At 62.1% G+C, this 13,469-nt stretch carries 15 protein-coding genes; 9 read left to right on the plus strand and 6 right to left on the minus strand.

The window, feature by feature from the left end; all coding sequences use genetic code 11:
- Positions 1-62 precede the first annotated feature (62 nt).
- A complete protein-coding gene (gene glmM / locus KVU_RS02695; RefSeq protein WP_014537565.1) occupies positions 63-1,406 on the plus strand; it encodes a phosphoglucosamine mutase in 1,344 nt (447 codons plus the stop codon).
- Positions 1,406-1,822 carry a GNAT family N-acetyltransferase gene (locus tag KVU_RS02700; RefSeq protein WP_013383794.1) on the plus strand — a complete coding sequence of 139 codons (417 nt, stop codon included), beginning with the start codon at positions 1,406-1,408 and terminating at the stop codon, positions 1,820-1,822. Before glmM ends, KVU_RS02700 begins: the two co-directional genes overlap by 1 nt.
- A 30-nt stretch (positions 1,823-1,852) precedes the next feature.
- On the opposite strand, the gene ilvC is transcribed toward KVU_RS02700, so the two are convergent.
- A complete protein-coding gene (ilvC, locus tag KVU_RS02705; protein ID WP_148225657.1) occupies positions 1,853-2,932 on the minus strand; it encodes a ketol-acid reductoisomerase in 1,080 nt (359 codons plus the stop codon).
- A gap of 88 nt (positions 2,933-3,020) precedes the next feature.
- Here ilvC and KVU_RS02710 point away from each other — a divergent pair, with 88 nt between their 5' ends.
- Both KVU_RS02710 and KVU_RS02715 read left to right on the plus strand, forming a co-directional pair.
- A complete protein-coding gene (locus tag KVU_RS02710; RefSeq protein ID WP_013383796.1) occupies positions 3,021-3,476 on the plus strand; it encodes an Lrp/AsnC family transcriptional regulator in 456 nt (151 codons plus the stop codon).
- Positions 3,473-3,928 carry an Lrp/AsnC family transcriptional regulator gene (locus tag KVU_RS02715; RefSeq protein WP_013383797.1) on the plus strand — a complete coding sequence of 152 codons (456 nt, stop codon included), beginning with the start codon at positions 3,473-3,475 and terminating at the stop codon, positions 3,926-3,928. The genes KVU_RS02710 and KVU_RS02715 overlap by 4 nt, the downstream gene beginning before the upstream one ends.
- Here KVU_RS02715 and KVU_RS02720 read toward each other — a convergent pair.
- Entirely contained in the window at positions 3,925-5,088 is a 1,164-nt protein-coding gene (locus KVU_RS02720; protein ID WP_013383798.1) for an FAD-dependent monooxygenase, read from the minus strand. The two genes, KVU_RS02715 and KVU_RS02720, sit on opposite strands and share 4 nt — an antisense overlap.
- Positions 5,081-5,749, minus strand: coding sequence for a pyrimidine 5'-nucleotidase (locus KVU_RS02725; RefSeq protein ID WP_013383799.1), 669 nt, complete (start codon positions 5,747-5,749; stop codon positions 5,081-5,083). Before KVU_RS02725 ends, KVU_RS02720 begins: the two co-directional genes overlap by 8 nt.
- Positions 5,750-5,847: 98 nt before the next feature.
- On the opposite strand from KVU_RS02725, the gene KVU_RS02730 reads away from it, so the two are divergent.
- Positions 5,848-6,507, plus strand: coding sequence for a GntR family transcriptional regulator (locus KVU_RS02730; RefSeq protein ID WP_014537566.1), 660 nt, complete (start codon positions 5,848-5,850; stop codon positions 6,505-6,507).
- Here KVU_RS02730 and KVU_RS02735 read toward each other — a convergent pair whose 3' ends face one another.
- Positions 6,508-8,145 (minus strand): glycosyltransferase family 2 protein, encoded by a 1,638-nt coding sequence (locus KVU_RS02735; protein ID WP_013383801.1) that lies wholly within the window; start codon positions 8,143-8,145, stop codon positions 6,508-6,510.
- 68 nt (positions 8,146-8,213) lie between these two features.
- Positions 8,214-9,374: a glutamine-hydrolyzing carbamoyl-phosphate synthase small subunit gene (gene carA, locus KVU_RS02740; RefSeq protein ID WP_014537567.1), complete on the minus strand. Its 1,161-nt coding sequence runs from the start codon at positions 9,372-9,374 to the stop codon at positions 8,214-8,216.
- Positions 9,375-9,529: 155 nt separating this feature from the next.
- Here carA and KVU_RS02745 point away from each other — a divergent pair, with 155 nt between their 5' ends.
- A complete protein-coding gene (locus tag KVU_RS02745; protein ID WP_013383803.1) occupies positions 9,530-9,988 on the plus strand; it encodes a GatB/YqeY domain-containing protein in 459 nt (152 codons plus the stop codon).
- A 3-nt stretch (positions 9,989-9,991) separates the two neighbouring features.
- Positions 9,992-10,981, plus strand: coding sequence for an LLM class flavin-dependent oxidoreductase (locus KVU_RS02750; RefSeq protein ID WP_013383804.1), 990 nt, complete (start codon positions 9,992-9,994; stop codon positions 10,979-10,981).
- Positions 10,982-10,987: 6 nt separating this feature from the next.
- Here the strand turns inward: KVU_RS02750 and KVU_RS02755 are convergent, their stop codons facing one another.
- A complete protein-coding gene (locus KVU_RS02755; RefSeq protein WP_014537568.1) occupies positions 10,988-11,620 on the minus strand; it encodes a TetR family transcriptional regulator C-terminal domain-containing protein in 633 nt (210 codons plus the stop codon).
- A 250-nt stretch (positions 11,621-11,870) separates the two neighbouring features.
- On the opposite strand from KVU_RS02755, the gene KVU_RS02760 reads away from it, so the two are divergent.
- Together KVU_RS02760 and KVU_RS02765 are read left to right on the plus strand one after the other, a co-directional pair.
- The gene (locus KVU_RS02760) at positions 11,871-13,121 is read left to right on the plus strand and encodes a Zn-dependent hydrolase (RefSeq protein ID WP_013383806.1); all 1,251 of its coding nucleotides are present in this window, start codon (positions 11,871-11,873) and stop codon (positions 13,119-13,121) included.
- A 36-nt stretch (positions 13,122-13,157) separates the two neighbouring features.
- Complete coding sequence (locus tag KVU_RS02765; protein WP_013383807.1) at positions 13,158-13,409, plus strand: hypothetical protein; 252 nt, start codon at positions 13,158-13,160, stop codon at positions 13,407-13,409.
- Positions 13,410-13,469: the final 60 nt, after the last annotated feature.

The raw sequence follows: 13,469 nt of genomic DNA on the forward strand, positions 1-13,469 counted from the left end.
TGTGAGTGGCCCTTGCCTTGGGCTCTCGGTCATATGGCCGAAAAAGAGAAGTGAGAGGCAGCATGTCGCGCAAATATTTCGGCACTGATGGAATCCGTGGACGTTCAAACGCTTGGCCGATGACGGCTGAGATGGCTTTGCGTGTGGGTGCCGCTGCGGGGCACTATTTCCGTGCGGCCGAACGCGGCGTGAACCGTGTGGTGATCGGCAAGGACACGCGGCTGTCGGGCTATATGTTTGAAAACGCGCTGACGGCGGGTTTGACCTCGACCGGGATGAACGTGCTGCTGCTGGGGCCGGTGCCGACGCCTGCGGTGGGGCTGTTGACGCCGTCGATGCGGGCGGATCTTGGGATCATGATCTCGGCCAGCCACAATCCACATTACGACAACGGCATCAAATTCTTTGGCCCCGACGGGTTCAAACTGTCGGATGATGCCGAGGCTGAAATCGAATCCCTGATCGATAGCGGCGTCCCGAATGCGCTGTCTGAGCAGATCGGCCGCGCCAAGCGTATCGATGACGGTCGCTTTCGGTATATGGAACGCCTGAAGGCCGGCCTGCCGGCGGGGTTCAATCTGCGCGGCCTAAAGGTCGTGATCGATTGCGCCAATGGCGCGGGCTATCGCGTCGCCCCCGATGTGCTCTGGGAGCTGGGCGCCGATGTCATCCCGCTGGGCAATACGCCAAACGGCCTGAATATCAATGAAAACTGTGGCTCGACCAAGCCTGCTGCGGCTGCGGCTGCGGTCGTTGCGCATGGCGCGGATGTCGGCATCTGCCTTGATGGTGACGCCGACCGGATCGTGATCATCGACGAGCAGGGCCAGATTGCGGACGGCGACCAGTTGTTGGCGCTGTTTGCCAGCCGCATGGCGGATGAGGGGCGTCTGTCCCATGGCACTTTGGTTGCGACGGTGATGTCGAACCTCGGGCTTGAGCGCTATCTGGAGGGCCGGGGCCTTGCCCTGCTGCGCACACGCGTCGGTGACCGCTATGTGGTCGAGGAGATGCGTAACCGTGGCATGAACCTGGGCGGCGAGCAATCGGGCCATATCGTCATGACCGATTACGCGACCACCGGTGACGGTTTGCTGGCGGGGCTGCAGTTCTTGGCCGCGATGGTGCAGACCGGCCAACCCGCAAGCGTGCTGGCGCGCCAGTTCGACATGGTGCCGCAGTTGTTGAAAAACGTCCGCTATGGCGAGGGGACAGCCCCCCTTGACGCCGATGAGGTGCAGCGCGTGATCGCCGATGCCGAGGCGCGCTTGGACGGCAAGGGCCGTCTGCTGATCCGCAAATCCGGCACCGAGCCGCTGATCCGCGTTATGGCCGAAAGCGTCGATCCGGCGCTGGCTGAACAGGTGGTGGACGATATCGTCGCCGCGGTTGAGCGCGCGGCCTGATGCGGCTGATCCGCGCGCGGGCCGGGGATGCGGCCCGCCTTGCCGATATCCGTGTCGCTGCGATGCGCGACAGCCTGATGGCTGTGGGCCGGTTCGACGAGGCCCGCGCCCGTGCGCGGCTGCTGGATAATTTCACGCCTGCGGACACCATGCTGATCTATATCGGCGATCTGATGGGGTTCTATGTGCTGCGCCCGCGCGAGGGTCACCTTTACCTCGACCATCTTTACCTAAAACCCGAGCATCAGGGGCAGGGCGTCGGGCGGCAGGTGATCGCGCATTTGCAAGGAATGGGGCAGGTGATCCGCCTGATCGCGCTGCAAGACAGTGCGGCGGCGGGGTTCTATGCCGCTTGCGGCTTTCGCCTGCTGTCCTCGGATGGGTTGGACAGCCAATTTGAGTGGCAACCGGAATGAAAAAGGGGCGCTTTCGCGCCCCTTGATCTGTTAGTTGCGGGCCTTGTCGACCATCTTGCCCTTGGAAATCCAGGGCATCATCGCGCGCAGCTTTTCACCGACCTGCTCGATCTGGTGTTCGTCGTTGATGCGGCGGGTCGCCTTGAAGAAGGGCTGGCCGACAGCGTTTTCCTGCATGAAGTCACGCACGAATTTGCCGGTCTGGATGTCGGTCAGCACGGCTTTCATGCGGGCCTTGGTCTCGTCATAGGGCAGGATGCGCGGGCCGCTGACATATTCGCCGTATTCTGCGGTGTTGCTGATCGAATAGTTCATGTTGGCGATGCCGCCTTCATAGATCAGATCTACGATCAGCTTCACTTCGTGCAGGCATTCGAAATAGGCCATTTCGGGCTCGTAGCCAGCCTCGACCAGCGTTTCAAAACCCATGCGGATCAGCTCGACCAGACCGCCACACAGAACGGCTTGCTCGCCGAACAGGTCGGTCTCGCATTCTTGACGGAAGTTCGTCTCGATGATGCCCGAGCGACCGCCACCGATCGCCGAGCAATAGGACAGGCCCAGCTCCATCGCGCGGCCGGTGGCGTTGTTGTGCACCGCCACCAGGCAGGGCACGCCGCCGCCTTTGGTATATTCGCCGCGCACGGTATGGCCGGGGCCTTTGGGCGCCATCATGATGACGTCAACGCCGGGTTTCGGCTCGATCAGGCCGAAGTGCACGTTCAGGCCATGGGCAAAGGCAATCGCCGCGCCTTCGCGCAGGTTGTCATGCACGTATTTCTTATAGGTCTCGGCCTGCAGCTCGTCCGGCATGGTGAACATGATCAGATCGGCCCAGGCGGCAGCCTCGGCGATGCCCATCACCTTCAGGCCCTCTGCCTCTGCCTTGGCGGCCGAGGGGCTGCCCTCGCGCAGGGCAACAACCAGATTTTTCGCACCCGAATCGCGCAGGTTCAGCGCATGGGCGTGGCCTTGGCTGCCATAGCCAAGAATGGCGACCTTGGTGTCCTTGATCAGGTTCACATCACAGTCACGGTCATAATAAACGCGCATTGTCTTCATCCTTGGGTCTAGCTGGCCAAGCGGCCTTGATGGCGATAAACTATCCATATTCTGGCGATAAACCAGATTGAGCCTTGGATAATTTGGCGTACAATGGAAATTATCATGCGTCATTACAGATATTGGTTTAACAATCATGCTTGACGATATCGACCGCCGCCTTTTGCGATTATTACAAGATGATCCCTCTTTGGGTAATAATGAACTGGCAGAGCTGACCGGCATGACCGCGCCCGCTGTCTGGCGGCGGCTGGAAAAGCTGCGCGAGGCCAAGGTCATCGCGGGGCAGGTGGCGGTGATCGACTGGCGTGCGCTGGGCTATGAGGTCGAGGTGTCATTGCGGATCACGCTGGACAAGACCGCTCCGCGCGCCTTTGAGGATTTCGCCGCCGCCGCCCGCCAAGTGCCCGAGGTGATCGAGATTCAGACCTTCCTTGGCCGGGTCGATCTGCGGCTATCTGTGATCGCGCGCAGCCTGCGCGACTATCAGGCGATCTATCACGACCGGCTGCTGAACCTGCCGCATATTCTGGAAATCGAATCCCTGATGACCATCGCCCAGATCAAAAACGATGAAAGCCTGCCGCTATGATCGAGATTGACGGCATCGATCGTCAAATCCTGCGCCTGCTGGTGCAGGATGCAAGCCAGCCCGCCAGCGCCATCGGGCGCAAGCTGGGCCTGTCGCAACCCGCCGCATGGCGGCGCGTCAACCGGCTGCAAGAGGCGGGTGTGATTGCGCGCAAACGCCTTGTGCTGGACAAAGAAGCGCTGGGCTTTGGCGTGACGGTGTTTCTGGGCGTCAAGCTTGCCGCGCGCGGGCGGGTGGGTGTCGATGATTTCGAGCGCGCCGTGACCGCCATCCGCGAGGTGCAATTGGTCGAACATGTGCTGGGCCTGTTCGATTACCGCCTGCGTGTCGTTGCCCGCGATCTGGCTGATTTTGAACGTGTGTTGCGCCGCCGTATCCTGACCTTGCCCGGCGTCGGCAATGTCGAGGCGAATGTCCTGCTGTCCGAGGAGCGCTTGCCCGGCCCGCTTTAACGCACGCCAAGGCCAAGGCGCATCAGGGCTTGGCGGATCACTTTCGGCCCGTGGATCGCCCGCAACCCTCGCGCCCGCAGCGCGCCAATCCCCGGCAGTGCCGCGATCGAGGCATGGTTCAGCGCCGCAACCCCCGCCATCCGCAGCGCGATATCCGCTTCGCGCCGGCGGGCATAGGCGCGCAGCATTGTCCCACCGCCAAGGCCCGCGGGCGTCGCCAGATCCAGCAGCGCGGCAAGATCGGCCAGCGACATGTTCAGCCCTTGCGCGCCGATAGGCGGCATGACATGCGCGGCCTCGGCCATCAGCGCCACACGCGGCGCGGTGATATGGGCGGCGCGCTGCGCGATGATCGGCCAAAGTTGCCGTTTTGACGCCAGCGCCATCTGCCCCAGCACATCGGCGGATCGATCCTGCGCGGCGGCGATGAAAGCGGCGTCGTCCAGCGCCATCAGGTCTTCGGCGCGCGCCCCGTTTTCCATCCAAACGACCGAGGAACAGGGTTTGCCGTCCCGATCCGGCAGCGGCACCAGCGTGAACGGCCCGCCACTGCGGTGCACCTCGATCGAGACATTGTCATGCGGCTGGCTATGCGTGACGGAGAACACCACCGCCTTTTGGGCGAAACTGCTGGCCCGCGCCTTGATCCCGGCCTGTTCGCGCACGTTTGATGCGCGCCCGTCCGCCCCGATCAGCAGGCGCGCTCTCACGATACCGTCCGATAATTGCACGCGCACATCTGCATCTTGGGCAAGGTGGCTTTCATAGCGCGTCGCAAAGCGGATCTGCACCTGCGGCAGCGCGGCGATCCGTTCCAGCAGCTTTGCCCGCAGCAGCGCATTGGGGAAATTCCAGCCAAAGGGCTGGTCGGAAATCTCGTCGCTGACGAAATCGGCGGATACCGCTGGCTGCTTGGCGGCATCGACGATGCGCATGACGCGCAAATCCGCGGCATCCCCCGCGATCAGTGGCCAGACGCCCGCCTGTTCCAGCAGCGCGCGGGCGGGCTGCAAAAACGCGGTTGTGCGTTGATCATTTTGGGCCGCGACGGCCGGAGCAGGGTCGGCCAGCACGACGGTATAGCCCGCCGCACCAAAGGCGGCCGCCGCTGTCAATCCCGCCACGCCGCCGCCTGCGATGACGATATCGACGCTAGACATGTTGCAACTGCGACAGGAAATTCCCGACATCGGGCGCAGAAAAATCAATATGTGGCGCGACCGAGGTTGATCCGACCAGCACCGTCCGCATCCCCATGCTATTGGGCACCAACAGGTTGCGGGGGTCATCTTCGAACATGGCGGCGCGGGTCGCATCAAAGCCCGCATCGCGGATCACGATGTCATAGGCGGCGCGTTCGGGTTTTGGGCAATAGCCGGTTTGCGAGATGCCGAAAACACCGTCGAACAACCCGTCCAGACCGCGCGCTTTCAGTACTTTGTTCGCATAGCCTTGCGCCGCATTGGTAAAGATAATCTTGCGACCGGGCAGGGCCGCGATCTGCGTCGCCAGCTGCACATCGGCGCAAAGACATGAAAAATCAATATCATGCACTTCGTCTAGGAAAGGCTCGGGCGCGATGCCATGTTCGGCCATCAAACCCGCCAGCGTCGTGCCATAGCGATGCCAATAGCCATCGCGCAATGTGTCCGCATCCGCCGGGCTCAGGCGCAGCTCGCGGATCACATAATCCCGCATCCGGGCACGGATTTGGTCAAATAATGTCGCCTCTGGCGGATAAAGGGTATTGTCGAGGTCAAAGACCCAGACATTCACGTGATTCATGACTGCGCGCGGGGCGGGCTTTAGAATTTCGCTCATGATCCTGTGCTAGTCTTGGGCGGGCGCGTTGACAAGCCTGCATTCCAGTTGAACCGCGCGTCCCGCTGGCCTAAGACTTGCTGAAACTGGAGGCGGATATGACGGAAAATAAGCCAAATCAGGGGGATGCTTACGGTCAGATCCTTGAGGCGATTGACAGCGGCATTTATCGCCCCGGTGACCGTCTGGTCGAGAATGAATTGGCCGAACGTTTCGGCATGTCGCGCACCCCGATCCGCGAGGCGTTGCAGCGCCTTGAGACTCAGGCGCTGCTGTCGCGCGATGGACGCTCGCTGATCGTCGCCTCGCTCGATCATAACCAATTGTCTGAGCTTTATGTGGTGCGCAGCACGCTTGAGGGGCTGGCCGCCCGTCTTGCCGCCCGCCACGCCACGCCCGAGGAAGTCCGCGTCCTGCGCGAGATGTTGGAGGATGATCTGCTGCTGACAGGTGATCCGGCGGCGCTGGCGCGTACGAACCGGCGGTTCCACCGTCAAATTCACCTCGCCTCGCACAACCGGTTTTTGGTGCAGCAGTTGGATCTTGTGCATCGCTCGATGGCGCTGCTGGCCAGCTCGTCGCTGGAGGTTGAGGGGCGCTCGCAGGCTGCGATGGACGAACATGCCGCTGTTGTCGTCGCGATAGAGGCGGGGGACGGCGAAACGGCCGAGGCGGCGCTGCGCGAGCATATTTCGCGCGCCTATCGCACTCGGCTCAAGGTCGATGCGCTAAAGGCCGAGAATAGCGGGCTTTTATAGTCACGAGCTGGCAGGCGGCTTGTAAAATCCGTGCTGCGTCTTGTCCCAGTAATGCGGCCGGGTCACCATTTCGGCCAGCGCCTTGATCAGCGCAAGCGTCGCCAGCGGGAAATACAGGTGCATCGTGGGGGCCCATGGGATCAGCCAAGCTTTGCGCGCGCGGATCGCACCAATGGAAAAGGTGACGAGCTGCACGAGTTCCGCCGCAATAAACGCGCTGGCGGCAAAAACCAGCACCCATGCAGGCAGCAGGCCGGTTAAGGGATGCGGGATTTGCAGCACGATCAACCACATGGACCACAGCAGCGGCGCCAGTAGTGTCTGCACCAGCATCCCCAGCAGCATGATTTGCAGCACCAAAAACCGCCGCGCGCCCAGATCCCGCAGCAGCGCAGCGGGATCGCGCATATGCGTCGCCCAGGTCATCGCGAATCCCTTGAGCCAGCGCGAGCGTTGTTTCACCCAAGGCCATGCCCGCCCGTTCGCCTCTTCCATCGTGGTGATGTCGATAATCTCGGTGCGATAACCGGCGCGGGTGATACGCACGCCCAGATCGGCATCCTCGGTCACATTATGGGCGTCCCACCCATGCAGCGCGCGGATGACGGATTCGCGTAAAAACAGCGTCGTGCCACCCAATGGCACAACAAATCCCAGCCGCCCAAGGCCGGGCAGGAACAGGCGGAACCAGACCGCATATTCCAGCGTGAAACAGCGGGTTATAAAATTCGCATTGGCATTGAAGTAATCCAATTTGCCTTGCAAACACGCGACTTGCGGCCCGCGCATTGCAAATTCGGCGGCGACGCGGCGCAGATGATCGGGGGCGGGGTTGTCCTCGGCGTCATAGATGCCGATCAGGCTGCCGCGCGCTTGCGGCAGGGCATAGTTCATCGCGCGGGGCTTGGTGCGGATGGTGCCCAGCGGCGCCTCGATCACGCGCACCCATGCGGGCAGGCATACGGCCCGCAGCGCGCTGCGGGTCATCTCGTCATGATCCTCGGTCAGCAGGCACAGATCCAGCCGGTCGCGCGGATAATCCAGCTTTTCAAACCGGGCCAGCAAATGGCCTGCGATATCCTCTTCGAACAGCAGGGGGACGAAGATGGTAAAGACGGGCAGCTCGTCATCGGGCAGGGGCGGCGGGGCGGGCGGCAGGCGACCTGCGGCCAGCGCACAGACCAGTTTTAGCAGCGCGTTCGCGATGCACAGGCCGCCCGCGATGATACAAAGGGCGGCAAAACTGGGGCCGGGCGCAATGGCCAGCGCCGCCACCACGGCCAGCGCGGTATATTGCAGCCCATAGGAATGCAGGATCGTGCGGCAGCTTTGTGCAAGGGGCAGCAGGCGTTCGGCGGCAGAGATGGCCTGGCGTTGATAGAGGGGGGCGACCTCACGCTCGAAAACGCGCGGCGGCAGCATGTGCAGCGCGGTGCGGCCAAAGACTTGTCGCAGTCGGATCAGCGCGGCAGCATCTGGTGCGCCGCTGGTGGCGACGATGACCGCAGCGCCCTGCCTGCGCCATGGCATAAGGCCCATTGCCGCAGCCTCGTCCGCGCCAAAGCGGTCCAATAATTCCGGATCTGGCCGACCGCCCGGCAGTTGATCTGTCGCAAAGCCTGCGGCGCTATCCGCCATCGCTGTCCCCGTAAGTTACGGGAACAGCAGAACGATTATTGGTAAATAAAGTGTGAACAGAGAGAGGCTTAGCTGGCCTTCTTTTGGTCCATGGCATCGGCGAAACGCTCGAACAGGTAATAGCTGTCTTGCGGGCCGGGGCTGGCTTCGGGGTGGTATTGCACCGAAAAGACCGGACGGTTCAGCATGCGGATACCGCAGTTCGAGCCATCGAACAGGCTGACATGCGTCTCGATCACGCCTTCGGGCAGGGTCTGGCTGTCGACGGTAAAGCCGTGGTTCATCGAGGTGATCTCGACCTTGCCGGTTTCCACATCCTTGACGGGGTGGTTCGCGCCATGGTGGCCGTGGTTCATCTTGACGGTCTTTGCCCCCAGCGCCAGCGCCAGCATCTGATGGCCAAGGCAGATCCCGAACAGCGGCACGTCGCTGCGCTCCAGCACGCCTTGGATCATCGGCACGGCATAGGCACCGGTTGCGGCCGGATCGCCCGGGCCGTTTGACAAGAAGACGCCATCGGGGTTCAGCGCCAGCACGTCATCAGCGGTCGCCGAAGCGGGCAGCACGGTGACATCGCAGCCGGCCGAGGCAAGACAGCGCAGGATGTTACGCTTGGCACCATAGTCAATCGCGACGACTTTGTGGCGCGCGGCGGTCTGGGGGGCGTAGCCTTCGGGCCAGGCCCAGCGCATCTCGTTCCAGGTATAGCTTTGGGCGCAGGTCACATCCTTGGCCAGATCCAGACCGACCAGACCGCGGAAGCCGCGGGCGGCGGCGACCAGCGCCTCGACGTCAAAGTTGCCTTCGGGATCATGGGCGAGGGCGACATGCGGTGCGCCTTGCTGGCGAATGGCGCGGGTCAGGCGGCGGGTATCAAGGCCGCCCATGCCGATGCGGCCCTTTTTCGTCAGCCAGGCTTCCAGATCGCCCTGTGCACGCCAGTTCGACGGCTGGGTCGGGTCCCATTTCACGATCATGCCGGCGGCCACGGGATCTCCGGTTTCGTCATCCTCGGCGGTGGTACCGGTGTTGCCGACATGGGGGAAGGTAAAGGTCACAACCTGACCCGCATAGGACGGGTCGGTCATGATTTCCTGATAGCCGGTCATAGCGGTGTTAAAGCACAGCTCGGCCACTGTCTGGCCGGTTGCGCCAAAGCCGAAGCCGTAAAAGACGGTGCCATCTGCCAAAGCAAGGCAGGCCGTCGGTTTCTTGGCAGTGTTCGACATCGCGCGCGTCCTTTTCCAAACCGAAAGATAAATCGACGGGTAACTAGTGCCGCGCGCGATCAGGGTCAAGGGATTGGCGCTGTATTTCGTCGGGTTTTGACCTTTGGCATGGGGCACCCTATCTAATGATGCAAAGCCAGATGAAAGGACATCCCATGGACCTGCGCGAAAAGACGACCGCAGCCGTGAAAGACGCCATGCGCGCCCGCGACAGCGCGCGCCTGTCGACCCTGCGCCTGATCAGCGCCGCCATCAAAGACCGCGACATCGATGCACGCGGCGAGGGCAAAGACGCGATCAGCGATGCCGATATCACCGTGCTGCTGGCGAAAATGGTGCGCCAGCGTCAGGAAAGCGCCAGTGTCTACGACAGCGGCAACCGCCCCGAGCTTGCTGCCAAAGAGCGGGCCGAGATCGCCGTGATCGAAGAATTCCTGCCGCGCCAACTGGACAGCGCCGAGGTCGAGGCCGCGATTGCCGCCGCGATTGCCGCGACCGAGGCTGCCAGCCTGCGCGATATGGGCCGGATCATGGATTATCTGCGCGTGAATTATGCGGGGCAGATGGATTTTGGCAAAGCGGGCGCGATCATCAAAGCCCAGTTGAACGGTTAACAGATGCAGCATTATTCGATTCTGGATCTGTGCCAGGTCACCGAGGGCTCGACGCCCTCGCAGGCCTTGGCCAATTCCGCAACGCTGGCGCAACTGGCCGAGGCGAATGGCTATCACCGCTTTTGGCTGGCCGAACACCATAACATGCCGGGGGTCGCGAGTGCCGCGACCGCCGTCGTGATCGGCCATGTCGGCGCGGCCACCAAAACCATCCGCCTTGGCGCGGGCGGGATCATGCTGCCGAACCACTCGCCTTTGGTGATTGCCGAGCAGTTCGGCACGCTGGCGCAGCTATTCCCGGGCCGTGTCGATCTGGGTCTTGGCCGTGCGCCGGGCACCGATCAGGTGACCGCCCATGCCCTGCGCCGCAATATGTCGGCGGATGACACCTTTCCGCAGGACGTGGTCGATCTGATGACCTATTTCTCGGATGATGCGGGTCAGTTGCGCGTGCAGGCGGTGCCTGCGGCGGGGACGAATGTGCCGGTCTGGGTGCTGGGCTCCAGCCTTTATGGCGCGCAATTGGCGGCCTATCTGGGGCTGCCCTATGCTTTTGCCTCGCATTTCGCGCCTGACCATCTGGCGCAGGCGGTGGATGTCTATCGCCGCACCTTCCGTCCGTCCGAGCATCTTGAAAAGCCCTATTTCATGATGGCGATGGGGCTTTATGCGGCAGAAAGCGATGCCGAGGCAGAGTTCCTGAAAACTTCGCAGGTGCAGACCTTTGCGCGGCTGCGCACCGGCATGCCGGGCCTGCTGCCGCCGCCGCGCAATGACATTGCAACGCTCTATCCGCCGTCGATCCTGCAGGGCGCGGATCATGCCTTGTCGGTGTCTGCCGTGGGCGGCCGCGACAAGCTGCGCGCCGATATCGGCCGCCTGATCGACGCCTTTGCCCCGGACGAGATCATGGCTGCAGGCGCGGTTTATGATTTCGAGGCGCGCAAGCGTTCGCTGGAAATCGGGGCCGAGGTGATGCGCGACTTTATCTGACGCCTCTTAGGGCGTCAGAAGTTTGCGGAACAACAGTTCTAGATGGGCGGCGGCATCGGGAAACGGGTCGTCGCCCGACAGGATCGCGCGGGTCTGCGCGTCGAAATCGGCGTAATGCTGCGTCAGCGCCCAGATCGTGATGATCAGATGCACCGGATGCATCCGCGCGATGCGCCCCTCGTCCATCCATTTCGATAGAATCGCGGATTGCGCCTCGACCAGCTCGCGCAGATCGGTTTCCAGCACGGATTTGATATGCGGCGCGCCTTGGATCACCTCGGTCGCAAACAGGCGGCTTTCTTGCGGGAAATCGCGGGCCATGGCCAGCTTGGCGCGGATGTAGCCCATCAGCTCGTCCATCGGATCGCCGTTCGGGTCCAGCATCCGGAACGGGTTCAGCCATTCCACCAGCAGATCGGCAAGGATCGTGGTGTAAATTTCTTCCTTGGAATGGAAATAATACAGCAGGTTCGGCTTTGAGAGGCCCGCGACCTGCGCGATCATATCAACCGTCGCGCCGCGAAAACCGTTCTGGGAAAACACCTCGAGCCCGGCTTTTAGAATCAGGGCGCGGTTCTTGCGCTGGATACGGCTGCGCTTTGGTGCGGGGGTTGTCTCGCTGACGACGGGGCTATTCATCGGCATTCCCACCTAAAGAGCCATTGTGCCGGTTTGGCACTTGCTGCATTTTTGCGCGAAGTTACGGGTCGGTGTTTGTTTTCTCATCGCTATTCATCTTCCGCCTTGGTTTTCAGCAGCGGCCCTTGACCCGATACGTCTCGTAAATGCTAGATTCACTTTACCGTTTGGTCAAATCGCTTGGCCCGCAGCCGGACCCTGTAGCGTTACAGCGACTGCGTGGAACGACACAGAATTCAAGGAACTATCTATGGCAAGCCCGGCAGCTAACCTCAAGGTAAATGGCGCGCGCCTTTGGGACAGCTTGATGGAAATGGCAAAAATCGGCCCAGGTGTGGCCGGTGGCAATAACCGTCAAACCTTAACCGACGCTGATGGTGAGGCCCGCCACCTCTTTAAAACATGGTGTATCGCTGCGGGTGCGACAATTGGTGTCGATAAAATGGGCAGTATCTTTGCCCAAATTCCGGGCACTGACCCGCAGGCCGCGCCGGTTTACATCGGCAGCCACCTTGATACCCAACCGACGGGCGGCAAATTCGATGGCGTTTACGGCGTTCTGGCGGGCCTCGAGGTGCTGCGCAGCATCAAGGATCTGGGCATCAAGACCCGCCACCCCATCGTCGTGACCAATTGGACGAACGAGGAAGGTTCGCGTTTCGCGCCCGCCATGCTGGCCTCGGGCGTCTTTGCAGGGATTCACGATCTGGATTACGCCTACGATCGCCGCGACGCGGATGGCCTGCGCTTTGGCGATGAACTGGCGCGCATCGGCTGGATCGGCGAGGAAGAAGTCGGCGCCCGCAAAATCCATGCGATGTTCGAGCTGCATATCGAACAGGGCCCGATCCTCGAGGCCGAGGAGCTGGACATCGGCGTTGTTACCCATTGTCAGGGCCTGTGGTGGCTGCAGGTGACGCTGCTGGGCAAGGATGCGCATACCGGCTCGACCCCGATGCTGATGCGCCGCAATACGGGCCTTGGCATGGCACGTATGATCGAGCTGGTGCAGACCATCGCGATGGAGGCGCAGCCCGGTGCCGTGGGCGGGGTGGGGCAGATCAATGTCTATCCCAATTCCCGCAATGTGATCCCCGGCAAGTCGGTCTTTACCATCGACTTTCGCACCGCCGATCCGGCAAAGCTTGCCGCCATGCGCGCGCGGTTCGAGGATGAGGCCCCCGCCATCGCCGATGCGCTGGGCCTGTCGATCGAGATTGAACCCGTCGGCCATGTCGATCCCGTGACCTTCGACCCCACCTTGGTCGAGCGTGTCCGTGCCGCCGCGGCCCGCCTCGGCTATGACCACAAGGATATGATCTCGGGCGCGGGCCATGATGCCTGCTGGATCAGCAAGGTCGCACCGACTGCGATGATCTTTTGCCCCTGCGTTGACGGCCTGTCGCATAACGAGGCCGAGGAGATCACCCCCGATTGGGCGACCAAAGGCACTGATGTTTTGCTTCACGCAGTGCTTGAAACCGCTATCATCACGGCGTGATGGGCCTTGGCCTCGAAACGAAAGAAGGAAAGACCAGTGAAGAAATACCTGATATCCGTCGCTTTTCTGCCGCTGCTGGCAGGCTGTGTGGTCATCCAGCCCGCCGTGCCGCGCGAGCCTGAGCCGCTGCCCGCAAATGTCGCTGCCGCCTTGCCCGCAGGCGCACCCGAAAGCGTTGTCATCCAGAATTCCGACGGCTGCTATCTTTACTCGGTCGAAGTGACCACCCCGCCCAGCGGCTATCCGCTGCGCGATGGCGCGGGCAACCCGATCTGCGCTGCGCGATAAGATTTGCGCCCGCGCGGGCTTCCTCGCGCGGGCGATAATAAGGACCGGGAAAACCCGGCC

Source organism: Ketogulonicigenium vulgare WSH-001 (assembly GCF_000223375.1).
GTDB classification, from domain to species: Bacteria; Pseudomonadota; Alphaproteobacteria; order Rhodobacterales; family Rhodobacteraceae; genus Ketogulonicigenium; species Ketogulonicigenium vulgare.

Excerpts from the sequence above, each read along its gene's own strand:
- glmM (WP_014537565.1), top strand. The coding sequence starts at position 63 with ATGTCGCGCAAATATTTCGGCACTGATGGAATCCGTGGACGTTCAAAC.
- KVU_RS02700 (WP_013383794.1), top strand. The coding sequence starts at position 1,406 with ATGCGGCTGATCCGCGCGCGGGCCGGGGATGCGGCCCGCCTTGCCGAT.
- ilvC (WP_148225657.1), bottom strand. The coding sequence starts at position 2,932 with ATGGATAGTTTATCGCCATCAAGGCCGCTTGGCCAGCTAGACCCAAGG.
- KVU_RS02710 (WP_013383796.1), top strand. The coding sequence starts at position 3,021 with ATGCTTGACGATATCGACCGCCGCCTTTTGCGATTATTACAAGATGAT.
- KVU_RS02715 (WP_013383797.1), top strand. The coding sequence starts at position 3,473 with ATGATCGAGATTGACGGCATCGATCGTCAAATCCTGCGCCTGCTGGTG.
- KVU_RS02720 (WP_013383798.1), bottom strand. The coding sequence starts at position 5,088 with ATGTCTAGCGTCGATATCGTCATCGCAGGCGGCGGCGTGGCGGGATTG.
- KVU_RS02725 (WP_013383799.1), bottom strand. The coding sequence starts at position 5,749 with ATGAGCGAAATTCTAAAGCCCGCCCCGCGCGCAGTCATGAATCACGTG.
- KVU_RS02730 (WP_014537566.1), top strand. The coding sequence starts at position 5,848 with ATGACGGAAAATAAGCCAAATCAGGGGGATGCTTACGGTCAGATCCTT.
- KVU_RS02735 (WP_013383801.1), bottom strand. The coding sequence starts at position 8,145 with ATGGCGGATAGCGCCGCAGGCTTTGCGACAGATCAACTGCCGGGCGGT.
- carA (WP_014537567.1), bottom strand. The coding sequence starts at position 9,374 with ATGTCGAACACTGCCAAGAAACCGACGGCCTGCCTTGCTTTGGCAGAT.
- KVU_RS02745 (WP_013383803.1), top strand. The coding sequence starts at position 9,530 with ATGGACCTGCGCGAAAAGACGACCGCAGCCGTGAAAGACGCCATGCGC.
- KVU_RS02750 (WP_013383804.1), top strand. The coding sequence starts at position 9,992 with ATGCAGCATTATTCGATTCTGGATCTGTGCCAGGTCACCGAGGGCTCG.
- KVU_RS02755 (WP_014537568.1), bottom strand. The coding sequence starts at position 11,620 with ATGAATAGCCCCGTCGTCAGCGAGACAACCCCCGCACCAAAGCGCAGC.
- KVU_RS02760 (WP_013383806.1), top strand. The coding sequence starts at position 11,871 with ATGGCAAGCCCGGCAGCTAACCTCAAGGTAAATGGCGCGCGCCTTTGG.